Origin of the sequence: Nitrospira japonica, from assembly GCF_900169565.1 — a bacterium.
GTDB classification, from domain to species: Bacteria; Nitrospirota; Nitrospiria; order Nitrospirales; family Nitrospiraceae; genus Nitrospira_C; species Nitrospira_C japonica_A.
The window spans coordinates 1,642,852-1,665,643 of record NZ_LT828648.1; the positions used below are offsets into that span (position 1 = coordinate 1,642,852).

21 protein-coding genes are annotated in these 22,792 nt (G+C 60.4%); 20 read left to right on the forward strand and 1 reads right to left on the reverse strand.

Features of this window, described 5'->3' with window-relative positions:
* The first annotated feature begins 18 nt into the window (after positions 1 to 18).
* Positions 19 to 1,041 (forward strand): WD40/YVTN/BNR-like repeat-containing protein, encoded by a 1,023-nt coding sequence (locus tag NSJP_RS07860; RefSeq protein ID WP_080886363.1) that lies wholly within the window; start codon positions 19 to 21, stop codon positions 1,039 to 1,041.
* A gap of 24 nt (positions 1,042 to 1,065) precedes the next feature.
* On the opposite strand, the gene NSJP_RS07865 is transcribed toward NSJP_RS07860, so the two are convergent.
* Positions 1,066 to 2,220 carry a hypothetical protein gene (locus NSJP_RS07865; protein WP_080886364.1) on the reverse strand — a complete coding sequence of 385 codons (1,155 nt, stop codon included), beginning with the start codon at positions 2,218 to 2,220 and terminating at the stop codon, positions 1,066 to 1,068.
* A 271-nt stretch (positions 2,221 to 2,491) separates the two neighbouring features.
* Here NSJP_RS07865 and rsmH point away from each other — a divergent pair, with 271 nt between their 5' ends.
* The 19 genes from rsmH to NSJP_RS07960 all read left to right on the forward strand — a co-directional run bounded on the left by rsmH (position 2,492) and on the right by NSJP_RS07960 (position 22,783).
* Entirely contained in the window at positions 2,492 to 3,406 is a 915-nt protein-coding gene (gene rsmH / locus NSJP_RS07870) for a 16S rRNA (cytosine(1402)-N(4))-methyltransferase RsmH (RefSeq protein ID WP_407938653.1), read from the forward strand.
* A gap of 2 nt (positions 3,407 to 3,408) precedes the next feature.
* Positions 3,409 to 3,723, forward strand: coding sequence for an FtsB/FtsL family cell division protein (locus NSJP_RS07875; RefSeq protein WP_080886366.1), 315 nt, complete (start codon positions 3,409 to 3,411; stop codon positions 3,721 to 3,723).
* A 23-nt stretch (positions 3,724 to 3,746) separates the two neighbouring features.
* Positions 3,747 to 5,459 (forward strand): peptidoglycan D,D-transpeptidase FtsI family protein, encoded by a 1,713-nt coding sequence (locus NSJP_RS07880; protein ID WP_080886367.1) that lies wholly within the window; start codon positions 3,747 to 3,749, stop codon positions 5,457 to 5,459.
* A 19-nt stretch (positions 5,460 to 5,478) separates the two neighbouring features.
* A complete protein-coding gene (locus NSJP_RS07885; protein WP_080886368.1) occupies positions 5,479 to 6,981 on the forward strand; it encodes a UDP-N-acetylmuramoyl-L-alanyl-D-glutamate--2,6-diaminopimelate ligase in 1,503 nt (500 codons plus the stop codon).
* A 41-nt stretch (positions 6,982 to 7,022) separates the two neighbouring features.
* Positions 7,023 to 8,465, forward strand: coding sequence for a UDP-N-acetylmuramoyl-tripeptide--D-alanyl-D-alanine ligase (locus NSJP_RS07890; protein WP_080886369.1), 1,443 nt, complete (start codon positions 7,023 to 7,025; stop codon positions 8,463 to 8,465).
* 31 nt (positions 8,466 to 8,496) lie between these two features.
* Entirely contained in the window at positions 8,497 to 9,573 is a 1,077-nt protein-coding gene (gene mraY, locus NSJP_RS07895) for a phospho-N-acetylmuramoyl-pentapeptide-transferase (RefSeq protein ID WP_080886370.1), read from the forward strand.
* Between the two features lie 5 nt (positions 9,574 to 9,578).
* Entirely contained in the window at positions 9,579 to 10,988 is a 1,410-nt protein-coding gene (gene murD / locus NSJP_RS07900) for a UDP-N-acetylmuramoyl-L-alanine--D-glutamate ligase (RefSeq protein ID WP_080886371.1), read from the forward strand.
* A 32-nt stretch (positions 10,989 to 11,020) separates the two neighbouring features.
* Positions 11,021 to 12,214: a putative lipid II flippase FtsW gene (gene ftsW / locus NSJP_RS07905; RefSeq protein ID WP_080886372.1), complete on the forward strand. Its 1,194-nt coding sequence runs from the start codon at positions 11,021 to 11,023 to the stop codon at positions 12,212 to 12,214.
* The gene (gene murG, locus NSJP_RS07910) at positions 12,214 to 13,341 is read left to right on the forward strand and encodes an undecaprenyldiphospho-muramoylpentapeptide beta-N-acetylglucosaminyltransferase (RefSeq protein WP_080886373.1); all 1,128 of its coding nucleotides are present in this window, start codon (positions 12,214 to 12,216) and stop codon (positions 13,339 to 13,341) included. The genes ftsW and murG overlap by 1 nt, the downstream gene beginning before the upstream one ends.
* A gap of 70 nt (positions 13,342 to 13,411) precedes the next feature.
* Positions 13,412 to 14,803, forward strand: a complete 1,392-nt coding sequence (murC, locus tag NSJP_RS07915) for a UDP-N-acetylmuramate--L-alanine ligase (protein WP_080888537.1) — start codon at positions 13,412 to 13,414, stop codon at positions 14,801 to 14,803.
* Positions 14,804 to 14,807: 4 nt separating this feature from the next.
* Complete coding sequence (gene murB / locus NSJP_RS07920) at positions 14,808 to 15,761, forward strand: UDP-N-acetylmuramate dehydrogenase (RefSeq protein WP_080886374.1); 954 nt, start codon at positions 14,808 to 14,810, stop codon at positions 15,759 to 15,761.
* 68 nt (positions 15,762 to 15,829) lie between these two features.
* Positions 15,830 to 16,822, forward strand: a complete 993-nt coding sequence (locus NSJP_RS07925) for a D-alanine--D-alanine ligase family protein (protein WP_080886375.1) — start codon at positions 15,830 to 15,832, stop codon at positions 16,820 to 16,822.
* Positions 16,819 to 17,685, forward strand: coding sequence for a cell division protein FtsQ/DivIB (locus tag NSJP_RS07930; protein WP_080886376.1), 867 nt, complete (start codon positions 16,819 to 16,821; stop codon positions 17,683 to 17,685). The genes NSJP_RS07925 and NSJP_RS07930 overlap by 4 nt, the downstream gene beginning before the upstream one ends.
* A 4-nt stretch (positions 17,686 to 17,689) precedes the next feature.
* Positions 17,690 to 18,925, forward strand: coding sequence for a cell division protein FtsA (gene ftsA / locus NSJP_RS07935; protein ID WP_080886377.1), 1,236 nt, complete (start codon positions 17,690 to 17,692; stop codon positions 18,923 to 18,925).
* A gap of 52 nt (positions 18,926 to 18,977) precedes the next feature.
* Positions 18,978 to 20,156 (forward strand): cell division protein FtsZ, encoded by a 1,179-nt coding sequence (ftsZ, locus tag NSJP_RS07940; RefSeq protein WP_080886378.1) that lies wholly within the window; start codon positions 18,978 to 18,980, stop codon positions 20,154 to 20,156.
* Between the two features lie 18 nt (positions 20,157 to 20,174).
* The gene (gene pgeF, locus NSJP_RS07945) at positions 20,175 to 20,915 is read left to right on the forward strand and encodes a peptidoglycan editing factor PgeF (RefSeq protein ID WP_080886379.1); all 741 of its coding nucleotides are present in this window, start codon (positions 20,175 to 20,177) and stop codon (positions 20,913 to 20,915) included.
* A gap of 56 nt (positions 20,916 to 20,971) precedes the next feature.
* Positions 20,972 to 21,682 (forward strand): YggS family pyridoxal phosphate-dependent enzyme, encoded by a 711-nt coding sequence (locus NSJP_RS07950; protein WP_080886380.1) that lies wholly within the window; start codon positions 20,972 to 20,974, stop codon positions 21,680 to 21,682.
* Positions 21,675 to 22,487 (forward strand): pyrroline-5-carboxylate reductase, encoded by an 813-nt coding sequence (proC, locus tag NSJP_RS07955; protein WP_080886381.1) that lies wholly within the window; start codon positions 21,675 to 21,677, stop codon positions 22,485 to 22,487. Before NSJP_RS07950 ends, proC begins: the two co-directional genes overlap by 8 nt.
* Complete coding sequence (locus NSJP_RS07960; protein ID WP_080886382.1) at positions 22,487 to 22,783, forward strand: YggT family protein; 297 nt, start codon at positions 22,487 to 22,489, stop codon at positions 22,781 to 22,783. The genes proC and NSJP_RS07960 overlap by 1 nt, the downstream gene beginning before the upstream one ends.
* Positions 22,784 to 22,792 lie beyond the last annotated feature (9 nt).

The following is a 22,792-nucleotide window of genomic DNA, read 5'->3' on the forward strand; positions in this document are numbered from 1 at the left end:
GTGGTGCGGCTCTCCACTATGCGCCTCGTCTTTCTTCTGCTTTCACTCGTCGCGATCGCAGGGTGCGATCGCAGCGACCCGATTGTCCTTATCCAACTCCATCCAACGAATCCCGACATTATGTACGTGGCGACGAACGACTATATCTATAAGACGCGCGACCGGGGACAGACCTGGACGAACCTCTCGCAAGGCATGAGTCATTCGCGGGTCATTTCCATGGCCGTGGATCCCACGTATCCGGCGACCGTATATGCGGGGACAAAAGGGGACGCCGTGTTTAAGAGCCATGACGGTGGACAGCGCTGGGTTTCGATGCGCTCAGGGCTGGACGACGCCACCATCTCTTCGGTCGTGAATCAGTTCGTGTTCGATCCGGCGGAGAGCAATCACATTTATCTCGCCACCACAATGGGAGTGTTCGAGACGAATAACGGCGGGGACAATTGGATCAAGAAAATGGAAGGGATGAAAGAAGTTCTGATGGTCGTGACGCTCGGCATGGATTCCTCGAGGCCGGAAGTTCTGTATGCCGGCACGAGTGGTGGGGTCTATAAGACCTCGAACAAGGCGGCCCGCTGGGACAAGGTCAACAACGGTCTGGTCGCGCCCGATATGATCAAAACTTCCCGTGCACTCAACGTCACCGCGGTCGTCGTCGATCCGTTCGCGTCAGACACGGTATATGCCGCGACGTTAACGGGACTTTATAGAACGACGGACGGAGCGAAATCGTGGACGCGTATCGGCCAATCGCTTGCCGATCAAATGATCATTGGCATGATCGTGGATCGGACGAAGCAGGGAGTCATTTATATTTCAGGACGCGACGGGATCCATCGAAGCGAGGACGGCGGGTCGACCTGGAAGACGATGAATCGCGGGCTTATAACTACAAACGTTCGATGCATTGTCCAAAGTTCAACTGACCCCAAAGTGTTCTATGCGGGAACCAACGGGAGCGGGCTCTATCGTAGCGGGGATGGCGGGGAGACCTGGGACGCCATGCCGGCAATCGTCCCGGTCAAAGCGACGCCATGATTGACGCGTGTACAGGTAACTGGCTTAGTGAGGAGATGTTCCGCGATTCTGCAGGCTAGACCCGACGGACGAACCGCCCAATGTGGAGCCGATCGTGCTGTCGCTGAGGCCTGAACCGATCGTCGAGCCTCCCAAGGTCGATCCAACCGTGGAGTCCGGCAGATTCGATTCGACGGAAGACGGGCGAAGGCTGGATCCAACGGCGGACTGATTTGTATTCAAGGTAGATTCTCCTACGGCGGCCCCGGCACGTCCCGTCGTTCCGATTTCGAAGCCCACAGGCCCGGTAGCACCGATGTCCACGCCAGTCTTCGGAGTCACTCCGAAGTCTGATCCGGTCGTACCTCCTTTCCCGATGGCCGATCCGGTTTTCGGCGTCATTCCGATTCCCGTTCCTACCGACGGGCTCGCTCCGATTCCCGTCCCGGTCTTGGGGCCGGCGGGAACCGGACGAGGCTGGAAATCGCGCTGAATGGCATCCTCGAGTTCGTGAATCTTGCGGGAATCTTTCGCAGCTGTGTCGGAATGGCCGCTTGCCAGACGCTCACGGGTTCTTGAGATTTCGTCGAGTTGCGCATGGAGTCGTTTTAAATCGGCGCGTGCCTGCGCAACCGGAGGAATCAGTTCGCCGATCGTCCAGCCTCGCACCTTAATTTGTTCGCTGAAAAGCCCGGACTGGGCCAGACTGAGCAGTTCGTTGACCTCGTCTCCCATCGCTTCCACTGCTTCCAGTTCGGCAAGATCGGTCTTACAGCAGGCAAGGAATTTATTGTAGCGCTGAAGAAAGGAAGCGACCTCCGCTTCAAGATTATCGATTTTGAGCTGGCGGCTTTGCGCACGTCCTGACGTCGCTTTCTTACCAGATTCGTCTTTTTTCTCCACCAGCGGTACACAAGGTCCGTCGGCTGATCCTTTTCCCTGCGATGCCCGTAACTGTTGATCGGCCGGCCGTCCTTCGCAAAATTCCATGGGCGGTGCCGCCAATAATTCCGGCGCACGGGATAGAAAAGCAGCCAAGGAGAGCGCAACGGCCGCCAGCAGTACCTGTCCGCCTCTTTTGATGCTCGTCTGACTGAGATGAGCGGTAATGATCATGGTTGAAGTGTCGCCTTCGATCCCCGATCTGTCAAGAAATTGACGGGTCATCGCAGTGGTCCGTTTGATGATTCTCGACATCATCAATCCGCCTGCCACTATGCAGAGGAGGGCCTTCCTTTCCTCCTATTCCCATGGCACATGAGGCTGGGGACGACAGCATCGATCGGTAAAGGTGCAATGGGCCTCCCCAGACATCATTATTAAGGAATGCGAATAAGATGTCTGAACGAAGAAGTTCGGACGGTGAGATTTCTGGATCGGAACCAGTGCATAAGTCTCTGAATTTCTGTTGACAAGACTTTTGTCTAGAGTATACTCCGCCACAGAGTGGGAGAAAGTGGGTGAACCTGGAATCGGGAAATTTTCTGAATCATTGAGGCATGTTTCGGTCATGCCAAATGAGATTGTTTCTTGGCTAATGCCAGGTCCCGATGCAATCGTGCTGGATTGCACGGTGGGATATTGTGGGCACGCGGAAAGCATTCTGAAATCGAGTGCGCCCAGTGGCCGAGTGATTGGAATAGATCGTGATCCCCAGGCGATTCATGCGTGCGAAGTGGAGTCCGCTCGCTTCGGGGGACGGCTCCAGTTGGTCAGGGGACATTTTGTTGATTTGAAACGGCATCTCGCCGATCGTGGTGTCGCACAAGTGAGCGGCGTGCTGTTTGATCTCGGGGTTTCGTCTCCCCAACTTGATGAGCCCGCTCGCGGGTTCAGTTTTCGGGCTCCTGGCCCCCTTGACATGCGGATGGATCAGTCCGTCGGAAGAACCGCAGCGGAGATCGTCAACCATGCGGATGAAGCGGATCTGGCCAAGATGATCTTCGAGTTCGGAGAAGAGCGGTTCTCCCGGCGGATCGCGCGGGCAATCGTGCGAGACCGGACGCGAAAGCCGCTTGAAACGACCGAAGAACTGGTTGCGACCATCGAAGGCGCCGTTCCATCGTCATATCGGCGAGGCCGTCTCCACTGTGCGACGCGGACGTTTCAAGCGCTTCGCATCGCGGTCAATGAAGAGCTGGACTATCTGGAACCCGCATTGCGCGACGCCGCCGACGTGCTGAAGCCGGGAGGGCGGCTCTGCGTACTCTCATTCCACTCGCTTGAGGATCGCATCGTCAAACGGACATTCCGTTCGCTATCCGACGGACGCCTGACCATAAAAACGAAGAAACCCTTAAGGCCAACCGAGGAAGAGATGGCGCACAATCCACGGTCCAGAAGCGCGAAGCTTCGCGTCGCGGAACGAACTCACGAGGTGATGTGACTATGAAAGCAATCATGATGCTATTGGGGCTGGCGTTGGTCTTTCTCTTTGTCTGGGAGCGGGTAGACGTCGTTCGTCTTGGGTATCAGATCGAGCGATTGAAGGCCCAGAAGGTTCTGTTGGTGCGCGAGCGGGATCAGCTCCAGGTCAAGGTCTCGACACTTGCCGCTCCTGAGCGGATCGCCAGGGTGGCGACGGAGAAGCTCGGGCTGCTTCCGCCTCAGCAGGGCCAGGTTTTCCTGGTTCGTCAGCAGCAGGAGGCGCCGGTTCCTTCGTCGCCGGTTGTCGAGCAGATTCGAGTGGCACGCAACAATTAGCGGCTGGAGTTTGGGGAATAGTAATGGGCACGTTTTCCCGGAGACGGTACGTCACGCTGTGCCTGCTCCTCGTGGGGTTTTGCGGCATCCTGGCTCGGCTGGTATCTCTGCAAGTCCTGCAGGCTGCGGAACTGACCGCCAAGGCGGACCGGCAGCACCAGAAGAGCGTCACCTTTGAAGGTGCGAGAGGTTCGGTGACAGATCGCCACGGGAAGATGCTCGCAATGAATATGGAAGTGCCCTCGGTATTCGGGGTGCCGGCTGCACTGGAAAGTCCGTCTCGAACTGCGCGCTCCCTGTCCCCTGTTCTTCATGTGCGCCGCGATGAACTCGAGCGGAAATTGCGACAAGACAAAAGCTTCGTGTGGCTGGCCCGCAAAGTGGAGCCCGAACAGGGCCAACGCTTGGAGCGTTTGTCCTTGGATGGTATCGGCGTGGTCATGGAAGGGCGGCGCTTCTATCCCAAAGGTCCGCTGCTTTCGCACGTCCTCGGATTCGCCGGCATGGATGGGCAGGGGCTGGAGGGCTTGGAACACCGCTACGAAAACCAGCTCCACGGCGAGAAGCGGGTCACCATTCTCCAGCGTGACGCACTGGGCCGCACGGTTTTCCCAAAGGGATTGGCCGAGAACCCTCCGATTCCGGGCAGCGCGCTCACGTTGACCATCGATGAAGTTATTCAATACATCGCCGAAAAAGAGCTGGAAGATGCCGTCACCCACGCTCATGCCAAGGGGGGTGCCATTATCGTGATGGAACCTCAGACCGGCGCCATCCTGGCCATGGCGGTCAACCCGCGGTTCGATCCCAACGCCGTCGGCGCATTGACGCCGGATCGCTGGCGTAACCGCGCATTGACCGACGTATATGAGCCCGGCTCTACGATGAAGGTGATTCTCGCGGCGGCAGCTCTTGAAGAGAAGGTCATGATGCCCGAGACCATGATCTTCGGGGAGAACGGTCGAATGACCGTGGCCAATACGGTCATCCACGATCACGAGAAAATGGGGTGGATGACCTTTGCGCAAATGATTCAGAAATCCAGCAACATCGGCGCGGCAAAAACGGGGATGGCGTTGGGCGAACAGCGGCTCTATCGACATCTCCAGGCATTCGGATTCGGGCAGCGGACTGATATTGACCTGCCCGGTGAGGTCAGCGGCCTGCTCAAAACTCCTAAAGATTGGGGGCGTCGATCCCTGGCGTCGATTTCCATGGGGCAGGAAATCGGTGTGACTCCGTTGCAATTGGTATCTGCCATTTCGGCACTCGCCAATAACGGCGTCATGATGAAGCCCTATGTGGTGTCGGAGATCAGGGATGCGAAAGGTATGCTGCTGAAAGAGGTTATCCCCCAAGCGAAACGGCGGGTCGTATCCCCCGAAACCGCCAGGACCCTGACGTCGCTACTGGAAGGTGTCGTCACGAACGGCACCGGGACGAAAGCGGCCATCCCGGGCTTTCGCGTGGCCGGCAAGACCGGCACGGCCCAGAAGGTCGATCCGAAAACCGGAGCGTATTCGAATACGCTGCTGATTGCGTCGTTCGTCGGGTATGTGCCGGCCGATGCACCGAGGTTGGCGATCGCCGTCATTATCGATGAGCCTCAGGGGGAATCCTGGGGAGGGGTCGTTTCCGCTCCCGTGTTCCGGCGGGTGGGCGAACAGGTTCTGACGTATCTGGGCGTGTCGAGAGACGATCAGGTCAAGATCGCCTCCGCTGGGGCGTATGATTGATGGACGCGAGGATCCAGTCATGACGGTGGAGGACCTCGTCTCGGCGGCGCGCGGACAGATGGAGATCCTGGAGCAGCGCGGCGATCTGCGTGTGCCCATCGGCGTGGTGACGGATGATTCGAGGGCGGTGGTGCCCGGCAGTCTCTTCGTGGCGGTCAAGGGGGAACGGGTCGACGGACATGAATTCGTGGCGAAGGCATTGCACGATGGTGCGGCAGGGGTGATTGCGCAATCCCCCGTGGATACGGGGATCATTCCGCTCGTTCGCGTCGCCGATTCGCGAAAGGCGCTGGGCATCATCGGCAGCCGGTTCTATGGGGATCCGTCTTCGAGATTGACGATGGTCGGCGTCACAGGGACCAACGGTAAAACGACCACGACCTACTTGTGCAAGGCGCTCCTGGAAGGCATCGGGCGACAAGTCGGGTTGATCGGCACGGTTGCCTATCAGATTGGAGAGGAAGTCATCCCCGCCTCGCACACGACTCCTGGTGCGCTCACTTTGCAGGGGCTTTTGGCAAGAATGCTCAAGGCGGGATTGAATGCCGTGGCGATGGAAGTCTCTTCCCATGCATTGGCCCTGGACCGCACGGCCGGCTGCGAATACGACGTCGCGGTCTTCACCAATCTGACCCAGGATCATCTGGATTTTCATTCGACGATGGAAGAGTACTTTCAGAGCAAATTGAAACTCTTCACGGAGTTGGGTCGCGGCAGAAAATCAGGCCAGCGCGCGGTGGTCAACATGGACGATCCTCGAGGATCTCAGGTGCGTGCTGCGTGCCGAGTGCCAGTCTGGGGATACGGCATGACCGGAACCCCGGAAATCAAGGCCGAGCAGGTCAAGCTGTCTCTCAACGGTACGAATTTTATGGCCGCGACTCCGGCCGGGACGTTTCCCGTGGACAGTCGATTGGTGGGTGAACACAACGTCTACAACCTATTGGGAGCGATCGGTGTGGCGTTGCATGCCGGGGCGACCTGCGAACAAGTGCGCGAAGCGGTCACGCAGGTCAACAACGTTCCGGGACGGTTCGAACGGGTGTCGGCCGGTCAAGATTTTACCGTGGTCGTGGATTACGCCCATACGGAAGACGCGCTGAGACGATTGCTGGCGGCGGCGCATGAACTCAAGACCCATCGGATCATCACGGTATTCGGATGTGGCGGCGACCGTGATCGGGGAAAGCGTCCGAAGATGGGCCGCGCGGCAGTAGAATACAGCGACGTAGTCATCCTCACATCAGACAATCCACGCACCGAAGATCCTCTGGCCATTCTGCGCGAAGTTGAGGTGGGCGTCCATGAGGCGCTCCAGCGGCGCAAGGACGTGGAATATCATCTTATAGCCGACCGGCGCGATGCGATCGCGACGGCGGTTCGGATGGCTCGTTCCGGGGACATGATGCTTATCGCCGGCAAGGGCCACGAGGACTATCAAATCATCGGAACGACGAAGATTCATTTTGACGATCGCGAAGTCGCACGGGAAGCCATTCGGCACTTAAGGGATTGCGCGTGAACGTCCAGCACGACGGACGATGGAGGGATGGGGACCCGCCTATGGCGCTTTTTACGATCGAAGAGTTGCGGGAAGTCATCAGCGTCAAGGTCTTGGCTGGCGAGGCCGCGCCGTCGGCCAAGCGACGAATCAGAAATATCGGCACCGATTCGAGATCGATCGGGCGGGGGGATCTCTTCGTGGCCCTGCAGGGCGAACGGTTCGACGGCCACGAGTTTGTGGCCACGGCCTTCGCGCAAGGCGCCATCGGCGCCATCGTTCACGACCAATATCGTCCTCCCGTTTCCAAACGCCAGGACCGTCGGCCGGTCCCGTTTCTGCTGGGGGTTCGTGATCCGCTGTTTGCGTATCAGCAGTTGGCGATGCATCACCGGAGCCGGTTCGAGATTCCGGTCGTCGCCGTCACGGGCAGCAACGGCAAGACGACGACCAAGGAGATGACGGCCGCCGTGCTGGGGCATCGGTGGCGGACGTTGAAGACCGAGGGCAATTACAATAATCGGATCGGAGTTCCCCACACGTTATTCCGATTGACGAAGCGGCATCAAGCGGCGGTCATTGAAATGGGTGTGGACGCGCGCGGGCAGACCACGCGATTGTGCGAGATCGTCCGGCCGACGATCGGCATCATCACCAATATCGGGCCGGACCATCTGGAGTTCTTCGGAAGCATGGAAGGATCGGCCCAGGCTAAGGCGGAGCTGCTGGATCTGCTCTCCGCAGATGGCACGGCTGTGTTAAACGCCGACGATCCGTATTTCGACTATTTGGCGTCGCGTGCACGTTCCCGCGTCGTGTCGTTCGGCCTGTCGGACAAGGCCGATGTGCGCGCGACGCGTGTGACGTCCGATGTCAAGAGAGGAACCAAGTTCGACCTGCTGCTGCCGGGCAAGGGCCGTCCCATCGGCGTGACCATGAAGGTTCATGGCACCCACAATGTGCTCAACGCACTTGCCGCGGCCGCGACCGGTTTTGCATTGAATTTGTCGGGGGCCATCATTTCGGAAGGATTGGCCACGTTCCGTCCGGCCGCAATGCGTTCGCAGATCGTGGCGCACCATGGCGTCCAGATCATCAACGACTGCTACAACGCCAATCCCGCTTCAATGAAAGCCGCGATCGAGCTGCTGGCGACCTGGACGCCGTCACGGGCACGGGTGGCGGTGCTCGGGGACATGCTGGAACTGGGCACCCAAACCAAAGCGCTGCATCGCGAGGTCGGAGCGTATCTGGCCCGCCGCGACGTCTCCCGCTTGATTGCGTGCGGATCTTTGGGGCGGGAAATCGCCGAGGGAGCCAGGCAGGGCGGCATGTCCGGAACCGCCGTCGCCGAAGTCGGCGATGCGGTCGCCGCCGCCGATCTTCTCAGGGCTGAGGTCCGGCAGGGTGACGTGGTGCTGGTCAAAGCTTCACGCGGCATGAAGATGGAACAGGTCGTTCAGAGACTGACCGGTATGCGAGCGGTGACGAAAGAGGCTTCGTAGGAGTGCAGGTTCGCTCCTGTCGAAAGGGTGCATGCTCTACATCTGGCTGTATCCGTTTCATACGGAATATTCGTTTCTGAACGTGTTTCGGTATCTGAGTTTCCGCATCATCTATGCGGCGGTTACGGCCTTTCTTATCGCCTTCGTTCTGGCGCCGTGGCTGATCAGGAAATTGCAGGAGATCAAGCTCGGTCAGCAAATCCGTGACGATGGGCCCAAGCGGCATTTGGCGAAAAGCGGGACGCCCACCATGGGCGGATTGCTGATTATTTTTGCGGTGCTGCTGTCGACATTGCTCTGGGCCGACATCACTCGGCCGTATGTCTGGCTCGTGATGATCGCGACGCTGGGCTTTGGCGCTATCGGGTTTGCTGACGACTATCTGAAATTCATCAAGGCTCGCTCAAGAGGGTTGACGGCCGGGCAAAAGTTCAGCGCGCAGGTCGGTATTGCCCTCCTGATCGCAGTGGCACTCTATTTTACGCCGGGCTACACCACGAAGCTGAGCGTGCCGTTTTTTAAGAACATCATGCCGGACCTCGGCTGGTTTTATATCGTCTTCGTCGTCCTGGTGATCGTAGGGAGTTCCAACGCGGTCAATCTGACCGATGGGTTGGACGGGTTGGCCATCGGCCCTGTCATGATCGCATCCCTCGCCTATACCATCGTCGCGTATGTGGCCGGTCATCGGATCATGTCGGACTATCTCCTGATTCCACACATAGACGGAGCAGGAGAAATCGCGATATTCACGGCTGCGATCCTGGGATCGAGCTTGGGGTTTCTCTGGTTCAACGCGTATCCCGCCACCGTATTCATGGGCGACGTCGGTTCGTTGCCCCTCGGGGCGGCCCTCGGTACCGTGGCCGTGATCAGCAAGCATGAACTGCTGTTGCTCATGGTAGGCGGCGTCTTTGTCATCGAGGCGATTTCCGTCATCTTTCAAGTCCTGTCGTTCAAGTCTCGAGGTAAACGCATTTTTCTGATGGCGCCGATCCACCATCATTTCGAGATGAAGGGCTGGGAAGAGCCGAAAGTCGTGGTCCGTCTGTGGATCATCGCGATCCTTCTCGCGTTGCTGAGCCTGAGTACGTTGAAGCTGCGGTGAGTCTCATGGTGGGAGCCGATCAAACGAGTCTTGCGGGCGCGCGCGTCACGGTCATGGGATTAGCGCGCAGCGGCGTCGCGGCCTGCCGGCTGCTGCAGGAGGTCGGCGCTCGTGTCACCGTGTCGGACCGAAAGGAACCTGGCGAGCTTCAGTCGGCGCTCGGGGACATCGATCTCGGTGCCGTGCAGGTGACCGTCGGGCCGAGCTATGAATCGTCCCTCGAGGGAGCCGATCTGGTGGTCATCAGTCCCGGTGTGCCCTACCGGATGGAAGCACTTGAGCGCGTCCGCCGGCGTGGAGTTGGAGTGATCAGTGAGTTGGAATTGGCATCGCGGTTCCTCGCTGCACCGATGCTGGCCGTGACCGGAACGAACGGCAAGAGCACGACCGTGACCTTGATCGGGAAAATACTCGCGGAACAGGGCAAACGTGTGTTCGTCGGAGGGAATCTCGGCACGGCTCTCAGCGATGCGGCATGGGCGGCCGTGAAAGCGAAAAAGGAAGGGCGTGCGGATCCCTTCGATTATCTGGTCGTGGAAGTCTCGAGCTTTCAGTTGGAGACAGTCGATCGATTCCATCCGTGGATCGCGGGCATCCTCAACGTCACCGTCGATCATCAGGATCGCTACGATTCCTTGGACGATTACCTCGAGGCGAAAGCCAGAATTTTCGAGAATCAATCGCCGGAGGATTATGCGCTCCTCAATCTGGATGATCCCAGGGTTTCGAGGCTCGGAGGGCGGATCCGTTCTCGCCGCATCGGCTTCACCAGAGCGGGAACGCTCGGCCTGGGTGCCGACCAGGGGACCTTTCTAGACGGCGACACCATCGTGACGACGGTGACCGGTTCGCGCCAGACGATTTGCCGGACGAGAGAAATTCGGATGTTGGGAAGCCACAATGTGGAAAATGTCATGGCGGCGTCGACCTATGCCGCGCTGTGCGGCTGTTCGCCCGATGTCATCAGGAAAACCGTGACGGCCTTTCCCGGTCTCGAGCACGCATTGGAATTTGTCCGCGAACGCCGCGGCGTCCGCTTCGTCAATGATTCGAAGGGAACGAACGTCGATGCCACGCTGAAGGCGCTTGAGGGCATCGATCATCCAATTTGGTTGATCGCCGGGGGCCGTGACAAAGGGGGGGATTTCTCGCGCCTCACCGACGCCGTCCGGCGACGAGTCACGCACGCGATTCTTATCGGGGAGGCGGCGCCGGTTCTCCGGCAAGCCTGGCACGGCGCGGTGAAGATGAGCGAGGCCGGTTCCCTGCGTGAGGCCGTCCAATATGCGGCACGGGAATCCTCGGCCGGCGATGTCGTCCTGCTTTCGCCAGCCTGCGCCAGCTTCGACATGTTCAGGGACTATCAAGACCGGGGCCGCCAATTCAAGGAAGTCGTTCTGTCCTTACCGGCCTAGTGGGCACGACTTGGGAGGAGTGAAACAACACGATGGCATCGCGGTCTGCGGGGACGTTGTCGTTGCCATGGCAGGCAGCCGGCCAACGGTCGGCAAAGCAGCGTGTGCCCATGGATCACACCCTGCTGGTTGTGACCCTCACCTTGGCATTGGTGGGCTTGGTCATGGTGTTCAGTGCCAGCGCGATTATGGCGGCAAACCGTTTCCAGGATCCGGAGTTTTTTCTCAAGCGTCAGGTCGCCTGGCTTGGGATGGGTGTGCTCATGATGCACGCGATGTCGCGCGTCGACTACCTGCTGTGGAAGAAGCTGGCGATTCCCATCCTGATTTGTATGGTCTTGCTGCTGATCGTCGTGCTGATTCCGGGAGTCGGCGTCGTGACAAAGGGGGCGAGGCGGTGGCTCCGGGCCGGACCAATTTCGATGCAGCCGGCGGAAATGGTCAAGCTCACGGCCGTCATCTATTTGGCCTACTATCTGACGAAGAAGAAGGACAAGATCGCCCTATTTGGCTCGGGATTGTTGCCGGTACTGATCGTGATGGGGATTCTGAGCGGTCTTGTGTTGCTTCAGCCCGATTTAGGGACGGTCGTTGTCATGGGATTGGTGGCTGTTGGACTGCTGTTTCTCGGCGGGGCCAAGGTGTCCCATCTGGCCAGTCTGGCACTCTGCGCGGTCCCGGTGATGGCCGCCCTTGTGCTGGGGTCGAGCTATCGACGGCAGCGATTGATGACGTTCCTGGCTCCGTGGAAAGACGCATCGGATGCGGGCTTCCAAATCACCCAGTCGTTCCTGGCCTTCGGCAGCGGCGGGCCGTTCGGCGTGGGTTTGGGCGAAGGAAAGCAGAAGCTGTTTTTCCTTCCGGAAGCTCATACGGATTTCGTCCTCGCCCTCGTCGGAGAGGAATTGGGGCTGGCCGGGACGGCGACCGTCATCCTGTTGTTTGCGGTCTTTGTGTGGCGAGGCTTTGTGATCGCCGCCCGGGCCCGCGCTCCGTTCGGCAGGTTTCTCGGCCTGGGTATTACCCTTTTGATCGGGATTCAGGCGCTGGTCAATGCCGCGGTCGCGACCGGCATGCTGCCGACAAAGGGATTGACCTTGCCGTTCGTGAGCTACGGCGGATCATCGCTGATCGTGAATTTTGTCGGCGTGGGCATCCTGTTGAGTATTTCCCGGGATCGCCATGCCGGAGGCAGCAAAGGCGGGCGTGGTGAGTTGGATCACTGATGATGATCGTCATTGCGGCGGGGGGAACGGGCGGCCATCTATATCCGGCCGTCGCGCTGGCGCAGGAATTTCTCCGGCGCGATCCTGCCGTGCGGGTGCTGTTTGTGGGAACGGCGCGGGGGTTGGAATCCAAGGTGCTGGCGCACGAAGGCTTCGAATTGGCATTGATCAGCGCCAAGCCGGTCATGGGGACCGGCCCGGTCGGCATACTGAAAGGCCTGGCCGCGATGCCGCTGAGTTTTTGGCAATGCCTCAAGATTCTCCGCAGCCGGCGGGCGAGTTTGGTGATCGGAGTCGGAGGATATACCAGTCCCATGATGGTGGCCGCGGCGGCCGCGGCCGGAGTGGCGCGCGTGATTCTTGAACCCAACGCGAATCCGGGTATGGCGAATAAGGCGGTCGGTCCGTTCGCGCAACGGATCTTTGTTGCATTCGAGTCGGCGGCCCAGAGGTTCGACCGGGCAAAAGTCCGCGTCGTGGGTACACCCATACGGCGCGCGTTTATCCAGGCCGCGCTCGCGGGTTCCGGAACGAGCCGCACGCCGGGAGAGTTCCGGCTCTTGATATTCGGCGGCAGTCAGGGGGCGAAAGCGATCAACAGCGCCGTCATCGAGGGCCTTCGGACGGTGCGGGACGCGCAGGCCCGCCTGGCCATTACGCACCAGACCGGCGAGGCCGACCATGCACGCGTAACGGAAGCGTATCGTCAAGCCGGAATCTCGGCCTCGGTTGTGCCCTTCATCTATGACATGCCGGCCGCGATTACGGGGGCGGATCTTGTGGTGGCGCGGGCCGGCGCCATGACTGTGGCGGAGTTGACGACGTGCGGGAAGCCGGCCGTTCTGATCCCTCTGCCGACGGCCATTTATGATCACCAGACCAAGAACGCACAAGTGATGGAGGCTGCCGGTGCCGCCGTGCTGCTGCCGCAGAGTGAACTCACGGGCAAGACGTTGGCACAGCTCATCGGCTCATTGGCCGGAGATTCCGGACGGCTGGCTGCCATGGCGGCGGCGAGCCTGTCGTTGAGACGAACCGACGCGGCCGAAGCGATCGTCCGCGAATGCTACGCACTCGTAGGAGGTGGGCATGACAAGCGTCAGTCTCTTGGAGCGGGGGCACTTTGATGGTACCGGACAGCGAAACGGACATGGATTCAATCCATCGCAGCCGATCAGCGGCTTGAGGCGGGCACCGATGTTCAGAAAAACGCAACAGATTCATCTCGTGGGAATCGGCGGAGCAGGCATGAGCGGGATCGCCGAAGTCCTGCTCACGCTCGGTTACAAAGTCACCGGCTCGGATCTTCAGGCCTCCGACACCACGCGGCGCCTGGAAGAATTGGGCGGGCGCATTTTCATCGGCCATGAGGAGTCCAACGTAGGCGACGCGCAAGTCGTCGTCATTTCGTCCGCGGTCTCTCCCGTGAACCCGGAGGTCATTTTCGCCAAGGCGAAACAGGTTCCGGTGATCCCGCGGGCGGAGATGCTGGCCGAGCTGATGCGACTGAAGTTCGGCGTCGCGATCGCCGGGGCTCACGGCAAGACCACGACTACGTCGATGGTGGCCAACGTGCTCGCGCAGGGCGGGCTGGATCCCACGATGGTCATCGGCGGCAAGGTCAACGCGCTGGGAAGCCATGCGCGACTGGGGCGAGGCGATCTGTTGGTGGCGGAGGCGGACGAAAGCGACGGCTCGTTTCTGCGCTTGTCGCCGACCGTCGTCGCGGTGACGAACCTGGATAGGGAGCATCTCGATCACTACGGCAGCATGGAACGGATCAACGAAAGCTTTCTCGAGTTCATCAATAAAGTGCCGTTCTACGGCCTTGCAGTCCTGTGCGCCGACGACGACCGCCTTCGAGCCTTGTTCCCCAAGATCGTGAAGCGGTACCAAACCTATGGGTTGCGGGAGATCGACGGGATCTCGCCGGATTTCCGTGCGACCGACATCAGTCTCAAGCAATGGGGGGCAGAATTTCGCGCCTTCTACAGGGGACGCAACCTCGGCCCGTTCCGTCTCTCGATCCCGGGCATCCATAACGTCTCGAATGCCCTGGCGGCGATCGCCATCGGGATTGAGTTGGACGTGCCGACCGACTTGATCCGCAAGGCGCTGGCCGCCTTTACAGGGGTTGAGCGGCGGTTCCACTTGCGGGGAGAAGCCGGCGGGATCATGGTCGTGGACGACTACGGCCATCATCCGACGGAAATCAAAGCCACGCTGGCCGCGGCCAAACAGGGATGGACCGACCGGCGCCTGATCGTCCTTTTTCAACCGCATCGCTATACGAGGACCAGGGATCTTCTTGAGGATTTTTCGCGCGCCTTCACTGATGCGGACCGGGTGTTTCTGACGGACATCTATGCCGCCAGTGAACAGCCGATTCCGGGAGTCTCCGGGGCCAGATTGGCCGAAGCGATTCGGGCGACCGGTCATCAGTCCGTAACCTTCGTGGAACGGAAAGAGGATCTGGTGGATCAGGTGTTTCCGGAGATCAAGCCCGGAGACCTGGTGTTGACGCTCGGTGCCGGAGATATTTGGAAGTCGGGACCCGCGTTGCTGGCGAGGCTGGCTCCCGGTACGTGACACGATGAATCGCGCTGGATCTCGGAGAAGGACGAAACATGCCGGCACGAAATTTCGGAAGACGGACATCCTGGCGGCCGTCGCGGGGATCAGGGGCGCGGTGCGCTTCGATGCGCCATTGGATTCCTACACGTCGTTCAAGATCGGAGGGCCGGCCGATGTCGTCGTCGAACCGGCGGATGTGGAAGATATCCGTCGCTTGGTTACGCAGGCGCGCGCGCGAGGGGTGCCGCTCTTTGTCGTGGGCGGCACGAACCTGTTGATCCGTGACCGCGGCATCCGCGGAATCGTGGTGCACTTGGGAAAGCTGCGTGCGATCAGGGAAGAACCGGGGGAAATATTGTATGCGGATGGCGGCGCGGGAATGCCGACTTTGATCGGCTATGCCGTCCGGCGGGCTCTCGCCGGACTCGAATGGGCGGCGGGCATTCCGGGCACCGTCGCAGGGTGCGTCGTAATGAATGCTGGAACGAGGTTGGGGGAGATGAAGGATGCGTTGAAGGCCGTACGCCTCGTGACCGCATCGGGCGTGGTTCGCGACATTCCGGCGTCGGCGATCCCCTTTGAGTACCGGCGCGCCAGGCTGCCCAAAGGGATCGTGGTCGGCGTGTGGCTGCAATTGCGCAAGGGGATCAAGAAAGACATTGAACGGGTGGTCAAAGAGTATCTCCATTATCGGCGAGATACGCAGCCGCTTACGCTGCCCAGCGCCGGGTGTGTCTTCAAGAATCCGATCAATGATTCTGCCGGCCGCTTGATTGAGACGCTGAAACTCAAAGGGTTGCGCGTGGGCGATGCAGAGGTGTCGACCAGACACGGGAATTTCATCGTGAATCGCGGGCACGCTCGTGCCGCCGACGTCGTTGCCTTGATCGGCAAGGTCCGGCGGGCGATCAAACGCCAGGCCGGCGTGCGGCTGGATCTCGAACTCCGGATTGTCGGAGAGGCCGGACGGTGAGCGTTCAGGATTTCACAGCCGGGCGGCGACGGGAACACCCGACAAGCGCCGACTGAAGAGCGAACGAGATGGCACGACGTTCTTTGCTAACCAATCTGCGGGTCGGAGTCTTGATGGGAGGGCAGTCCTCCGAACGGGAGGTGTCGCTCCGCACCGGTTCGGCCGTTCATCGCGCTCTTTGTCGAAGAGGATATGACGCCGTCGCGATCGACGTCGGCCCCGCCTTGAGCCGGGATCTTCAGAGGCATCGAATTGCCTTGGCGTTCTTGGCCTTGCACGGGCCTGGAGGGGAAGACGGGTCCATTCAAGGGTTTCTGGAAACTCTCGGCATTCCGTATACGGGATCGGGTGTTCAGTCCAGCTCCGTCGGCATGCATAAAGTCACGACCAAGACGATTCTCGCGGCGTACGATGTTCCGGTTCCGCCCGGGCTGGTGGTGAAACGCGGCCAGATCGTGTCCGAAAGCAGAACCCTTCGGGCAGCGAAACTGCGATGGCCCGTCGTTGTGAAGCCGGCATCCGAAGGATCGACGATCGGTGTGACCATCGTGAAGGAACGAGCACAATGGAAGAAGGCCCTGGCGCTGGCCCATCGCTATGACCGAGACGCGGTGGTCGAAGCCTACATTCCCGGCCATGAAGTCACGGTCTCATTGCTCGGCCGTGGCGGCCGGGCACCGCTCGTGTTGCCGGCGGTCGAGATCGTCGCGCCGGGCGGCTTTTATGACTACTCCGCCAAGTATGAAAAGGGAAAGACCCGTTATCTCTGTCCGGCGCCGTTGCCGGCGGGCGTGACGAAGGAGATCCGCGCGCAGGCGTTGCGGGCGTATGAGGTTCTCGATTGTGCAGGAGCGATCCGCGTCGATTTTCGTATTACGCCACGCGGGCGTCCCTACGTATTGGAGGTCAATACGGCGCCTGGCATGACTGAAACGAGCCTACTTCCGATGGCCGCCGCCCAAGCCGGTATCGGTTACGAAGAGTTGACGGAACGGATCTTGGAATCGGCCGTGGCACGCATGTCTTCTCATCGACCGACGGGAAGGAGCAGGCGGTCATGATTCGGTGGTTCCGGAAAAAGAAAGTCGGAGAGCCGGCTTACCGGCAAAACAGTTGGAAAGGGTCGCGCGGCTTGATCGAGATCGATCGCCGGCAACGACGCTGGGCGCGCGTCAGGCCGACCTGGAATCCAAAAATGCGAATCGCGGCGTGGGCGGCTGGTTTGACGATGGGCGTATGGGCCGTGATCGTGGGGGCGAGCCACCTTGCGCCGATCATCGAACATGGCCTGGAAATCCGCGAGATTCAAATCCAGGGCGTCCACCATGTGGCACGCGAGGAGGTACTTCAACGATTGGCGCTGAAGAACGGAACATCGCTGCATCGGATCAGCTTGCCATTTTTGGCTGAGCGACTGCGGACGATCGCCTGGATCAAGGAAGCCACGTTGGAGCGACTGCCACTGCACACCCTGAGGGTCACCGTCGTGGAGCGGCAGCCGGCTGCGATTGCGCGAGTGGGATCTGAATTCTTGCTGTTGGACGAAGAAGGAGTCGTATTGACACGTCTGGGTGATCAGGACCAACCGTCGCTCCCGCTGGTCATCGGTGCGACTCAGAAGATCCTGTTACAAGGCGAGTCCGGATTGCGTCGGACTGTGCAGGCGTCGATCGAATTGGCCAGGACGATGGCGCATACCGTCGAAGGACGCGTGGAGATCGACGTCTCCGACCCGCTGAATCTGGTCGCGTCGGCCAAGGGCATGCGCTTTCAGTTCGGCCATGATGCCTTGCTGGATCAGTGGAATCGCTTTCGCATGGTGAAGGCCGTGTTCAAGCCCGGCACGCTGGACGGCCGGAAGCGTGAGCTCGGTGAAGTGGATCTGCGGTACGACAATCGCGTCATCGTGCGGGAAAGGGGGTAAGGCTGTGGCGAAGCGGGATCAAATTCTCGTGGGGTTGGACATCGGGACCACGAAGATCTGCGCCATTGTCTCGGAGATTACCGACGATGGGGCCCTCAGCATCATCGGTGTAGGGTCGAGCCCTTCCCGAGGCCTCCGCAAAGGCGTGGTGGTGGACATTGAGAGCACGGTGGAATCGATCAAGAAGGCGGTGGAAGAGGCGGAACTCATGGCGGCGGTCCAAATCAATTCCGTCTATACCGGTATCGCGGGCAGTCACATTTCCGCGGAAAATTGCAAAGGCGTGGTGGCGCTGAAGAAAGCCGAGGTGACTCGCGACGACGTGCAGCGCGCCATCGAAAGCGCCAGAACGCTCGCCGTGATTCCTCACGAGCGCCGGATCCTTCACGTGCTGCCGAGAGAATTCATGGTGGACGGTCAGGAGGGGGTTCGCGAACCGTTGGGACTTTCCGGCAATCGGCTCGAAGTCAATGTGCATGTCATTACAGGTGCGGTAACGTCCGCTCAGAACATTATCAAGAGCGTCAACCGCGCGGGTCTCGACGTCGTGGACATTATCCTGCAGCCGCTGGCTTCCAGCGAGGCCGTCCTGAGCCAGGAGGAACGGGATCTCGGCGTGGCCATGGTCGACCTTGGCGGCGGGACGACCGATCTCGCGATCTTTCTCGACGGCAGCATCCGGCATTCTGCCGTGCTTCCCATCGGAGGACAGAATCTCACCAAAGACTTGGCGATCGGCCTACTGACATCGCAAACGGAGGCGGAAAAGATCAAGGTTCAGTATGGGTTGGCCCGCACGGATCTTGTGCACGGTCATGAGCGTGTGGAAGTTCCTTCCGTAGGGGACCGGCCGGCCCGGACATTTTCGCGCCGCGACATCGCGGAAATTCTCGAGCCTCGAGTCGATGAAATGTTCGAACTGGTTCGCCGCGAGATCGCTCGGGCCGGCTATGAAGGCATGCTGGGAGCCGGGGTGGTCATCACAGGTGGAACCTCGCTGCTGGACGGGATGCCCGATGCGGCCGAGCACGTCCTCAATCTGCCGGCGCGTCGCGGCGTGCCGGGCGGCGTCGGCGGCCTTCGCGACATCGTGAGCAACCCCATGCACGCGACCGGCGTGGGACTGCTGATGCACGCGCGGCGGCATACCGAGGAACTGGCAGCCGCGGGCATGCGCAACGGGCGTCCGCTCAGCCGGGTATTCGATCGGATGAAGTCCTGGATGTTTGAGTTCTTTTAACGTTCGCGTGCGGTGCAATGCCGCACGCGGTTAGCCCAAGGGAGGTGCCCTGATGTTCTCATTTCAAGAAGATGTCCTCTCCCCCGTCCGGATCAAAGTCATCGGGGTCGGGGGAGCGGGATGCAATGCGGTCAATACCATGATTGCATCGGGGCTGGCGCGCGTCGATTTCATCGCCGCAAATACCGATTTGCAGGCGCTTGACCGTTCGCGGGCTGCCTATAAGGTTCAGTTGGGGCCCGAGAGGACCCGTGGCCTGGGAGCCGGCGCCAAGCCGGAAATCGGGAAAGAGTCGGCTTTGGAGAGCAAAGACCAAGTGCGTGAATGCCTGGAAGGAGCGGACATGGTTTTCGTGACCGCCGGCATGGGCGGCGGAACGGGGACCGGTGCGGCACCGATCGTCGCCAGCATCGCCAGGGAGTTGGGCATTCTGACCGTGGGAGTGGTGACGAAGCCGTTCCAATATGAGGGACACCGGCGGATGTTGCACGCCGATGAAGGGCTCAGGGACTTGAGGCGTCACGTCGACACCCTGTTGGTGATTCCGAACCAGCGACTCCTCGGTATCGTCGACAAGACGACGCCGCTGCTTGAGGCGTTCAAGGTGGCCGACGATGTCTTGAGGCAGGCGATTCAAGGAATTGCAGATGTGATCACCACGACCGGCCATGTGAACGTCGATTTTGCCGACGTCCGCACCATCATGTCGCATACCGGCCGAGCCGTGATGGGCATGGGAGTGTCGCGTGGTACCAATCGGGCGATCGAGGCTGCTCAGAAGGCCATCTGCAGCCCATTGCTGGAAGAAGGAAGCGTCGAGGGCGCCAGAGGCGTGCTGCTGAACATCACGGGCGGCCCCAACATGTCGCTGCACGAAATCGAAGAGGCCGCCTCGATCATCCAGCAGACCGCGGATCAGGAAGCGAATATCATCGTCGGACAAGTCATTAACCCCGATATGGGAGACGATCTGGTGGTGACGGTCATTGCGACCGGATTCGAGCGCGAAGAGCAACCGGCGACCGTGCCGGTGGGAGCGGCCCGTGCATCACGGACGACTCCACAGGCGATGAACGGCGTTGGGATTGCCGTGGCGGACCGGCATCACAAGGATATCGACCGACCGACGTTCTTGCGCCGCAGCGAGCTCGTCCAATCGGTGGATCGGGCCGCCCTGCCGGGCGAGGACGAGTGGGACGTGCCGACGTTTTTGAGAAAACAAGCGGATTGATCGGGAAAGGGCTGCTCGGTGCACACGAACCTTCCGGTCATCACCGTGCCGGCGTTCGCCTCCTCGCGGGACGGCGTCCGGCATTTTTTCGGCACGCGGCGGCATGCCGACAGCCTGGCGCTTGCGATCGGTGTGCCGGCTGCGGCTGCCGGGTCTCGCGGTAAGGGATGGCTATTATCCGTCAAGCAAGTCCATGGCACCGACGCATTGGTTCTCGACAGACCGTTGATCGAAGGTGACCGATTCGATGGGGGATGGGATGCATTGGTTACGGATCAGCCGGGAGTCACCGTGACGGTGCGGACGGCCGATTGTGTACCGGTTCTGATCTATGACCGACGCCGCCGGGCGGTCGCGGCCGTTCATGCTGGCTGGCGTGGTGCGGTGGCTGAGATCGTACCCAAGACGATTGACCTGCTCATGGCACGGTTTCACGTGATGTCCGAGGATCTCCGCGTCAGCATCGGACCTTCGGCCGGACCCTGTTGCTATGAAGTCGATGAGCCGGTCTTGAGCGCGTTGCGACGGCAGATGCCGGAATGGGAGTCCGTCGTTCGGAACGCCGGAGAGGGGCGGGCGCAGTTGGATCTCAAGACGTTGATTCGCAGGCAGGTGGAACGAATCGGCGTTGCGCCGCTCCACGTCACCTCCGTCAATTTGTGCACGATCTGTCACGACGACCTGTTTTACTCGTATCGACGGGAAGGGCGAGTGAACGGCACCATGGTCAGCGGCATCATGTTGATGCCGCGCCGTTAAGGGCTTCACCCGCGCATGGCCGGTAGTGTGTCCGCTGGAGTGCGGGCTTCTTGCGTATGGATGTGCGGACGGCCGATTCAATTGCAGACCGTCTCAGGATCGTGATGGATCGCATCAGGCAGACCGCCTTGGCCGTCGGGCGTGACCCGAACGGCATCCGTCTGGTGGGGGCCACGAAAAAGGTTTCCGCTGAGCGCGTTCGTGAAGCCGTTGCAGCAGGATTGCGCGTGGCGGGAGAGAATCGGCTGCAGGAGGCGATTCCCAAGATCCAGGCACTCCGCGACGAGCCGCTCCGGTGGCATTTCATCGGGCACCTGCAACGTCGCAAGGTCCGCGACGTCGTGGCGCGGTTCGAGGTCATTCATTCGGTGGACACTTTGGAACTGGCGTCGGAAATCGACCGACGGGCTCAGGCAGCCGCGATTCGCCAAGATGTCCTGCTGGAGGTCAATGTGGCCGGTGAGTCGACGAAGGCCGGATTCTCTCCGCATCAGCTTGAGGAGCAATTCGCACAATTCTCAGGACTGACGCACCTTCGTATCCGTGGACTGATGACGATTCCACCGCCGGTCGACGATCCGGAACAGGCGAGGATCCACTTCCGTACCCTCCGCGAGCTGGCCGGACGTTTGTCGGCCCTGGCTGTTCCCGAGGTGGCGATGACGGAGCTTTCGATGGGCATGTCGAGCGACTATGAGGTGGCGGTGGAAGAAGGGGCGACACTCGTCCGGGTCGGAACGGCGATTTTCGGGAGGCGGGATGCCTGATCCTGTCATATCGGTCGGCTTCGTCGGCGGCGGGCAGATGGCAGAGGCCATTGTCGGTGGGATGCTTGGTGCCAAGCTGTGCTCCCCTCAAGGGCTATGGGCGACCGATCCCGTCGCTGCAAGACGCGACCAGCTGAAAACTCTGTTCGGTATTCGCGTGGGTGAAGACAACCGCGCGTTGACGGAGTGGGCCGATCTGGTCATTCTGGCCGTCAAGCCACAAGTGCTTCCCGGCGTGTTGAAGGAGATCGGCTCCTTCCTTGCCGGCAAGCTGGTTGTTTCGATCGTCGCCGGCCTGCCGATTCGGGTGATTGCCGAACGGGCGCCGGGTGTCAGAGGGATCATCCGTGCCATGCCCAATCAGCCGGTGTTCGTGCGTGAAGGCATGACGGCGCTGACGGGTGGCCATGCCGCGCCCGCCGCCGATTTGAGTTTTGTGCGCGCGATGTTCGAAGCGGTAGGTCGGGTCGTGGAGGTGGATGAACGGCTAATGGATGCGGTGACCGGTCTCAGCGGAAGCGGTCCGGCATACGTGTTCCAAGCCATCGAGGCCTTGGCCGACGGGGGTGTAAAAATGGGATTGCCACGGCGCACCGCGGACCTATTGGCCGCGCAGACCGTGTTCGGCGCCGCGCGGATGGTACTGGAATCCCGTGAGCATCCGGCGAGCCTCAAAGACCGCGTGGCGTCACCCGGCGGGACGACGATTGCGGGCCTGCATCGGCTTGAACAGGGCGGCTTCCGTGCTACACTGATGGGGGCCGTCGAGGCGGCTACGAAGCGATCGGAAGAATTGGGACGCTGATGTTCGTCGGAGGCAACATCCTACAGGCGGTCGCGACCGTGTTGGATACGGTTCTCTGGCTGTATATGTGGGTCATCATCGCCAGGGCCCTGATCTCGTGGGTGAATCCGGATCCCTGGAACCCGATCGTGCAATTTCTCACGCGTGCGACCGAGCCGGTATTGGCCCCCATTCGCCGCTGGGTGGGGTGGCGGATGGGCATCGATCTGTCTCCTATAATCGCCATCCTTGCGATCACATTCCTGCAGCTGGCATTGGTCCAGACGCTCCGCGATATTGCCGTCCGGTTGAACTGAATCGGTCAA

Coding starts and splice junctions, on each gene's coding strand:
- NSJP_RS07860 (WP_080886363.1), top strand. CDS start 19: ATGCGCCTCGTCTTTCTTCTGCTTTCACTCGTCGCGATCGCAGGGTGC.
- NSJP_RS07865 (WP_080886364.1), bottom strand. CDS start 2,220: ATGATGTCGAGAATCATCAAACGGACCACTGCGATGACCCGTCAATTT.
- NSJP_RS07875 (WP_080886366.1), top strand. CDS start 3,409: ATGAAAGCAATCATGATGCTATTGGGGCTGGCGTTGGTCTTTCTCTTT.
- NSJP_RS07880 (WP_080886367.1), top strand. CDS start 3,747: ATGGGCACGTTTTCCCGGAGACGGTACGTCACGCTGTGCCTGCTCCTC.
- NSJP_RS07885 (WP_080886368.1), top strand. CDS start 5,479: ATGACGGTGGAGGACCTCGTCTCGGCGGCGCGCGGACAGATGGAGATC.
- NSJP_RS07890 (WP_080886369.1), top strand. CDS start 7,023: ATGGCGCTTTTTACGATCGAAGAGTTGCGGGAAGTCATCAGCGTCAAG.
- mraY (WP_080886370.1), top strand. CDS start 8,497: ATGCTCTACATCTGGCTGTATCCGTTTCATACGGAATATTCGTTTCTG.
- murD (WP_080886371.1), top strand. CDS start 9,579: ATGGTGGGAGCCGATCAAACGAGTCTTGCGGGCGCGCGCGTCACGGTC.
- ftsW (WP_080886372.1), top strand. CDS start 11,021: ATGGCATCGCGGTCTGCGGGGACGTTGTCGTTGCCATGGCAGGCAGCC.
- murG (WP_080886373.1), top strand. CDS start 12,214: ATGATGATCGTCATTGCGGCGGGGGGAACGGGCGGCCATCTATATCCG.
- murC (WP_080888537.1), top strand. CDS start 13,412: ATGTTCAGAAAAACGCAACAGATTCATCTCGTGGGAATCGGCGGAGCA.
- murB (WP_080886374.1), top strand. CDS start 14,808: ATGAATCGCGCTGGATCTCGGAGAAGGACGAAACATGCCGGCACGAAA.
- NSJP_RS07925 (WP_080886375.1), top strand. CDS start 15,830: ATGGCACGACGTTCTTTGCTAACCAATCTGCGGGTCGGAGTCTTGATG.
- NSJP_RS07930 (WP_080886376.1), top strand. CDS start 16,819: ATGATTCGGTGGTTCCGGAAAAAGAAAGTCGGAGAGCCGGCTTACCGG.
- ftsZ (WP_080886378.1), top strand. CDS start 18,978: ATGTTCTCATTTCAAGAAGATGTCCTCTCCCCCGTCCGGATCAAAGTC.
- NSJP_RS07950 (WP_080886380.1), top strand. CDS start 20,972: ATGGATGTGCGGACGGCCGATTCAATTGCAGACCGTCTCAGGATCGTG.
- proC (WP_080886381.1), top strand. CDS start 21,675: ATGCCTGATCCTGTCATATCGGTCGGCTTCGTCGGCGGCGGGCAGATG.
- NSJP_RS07960 (WP_080886382.1), top strand. CDS start 22,487: ATGTTCGTCGGAGGCAACATCCTACAGGCGGTCGCGACCGTGTTGGAT.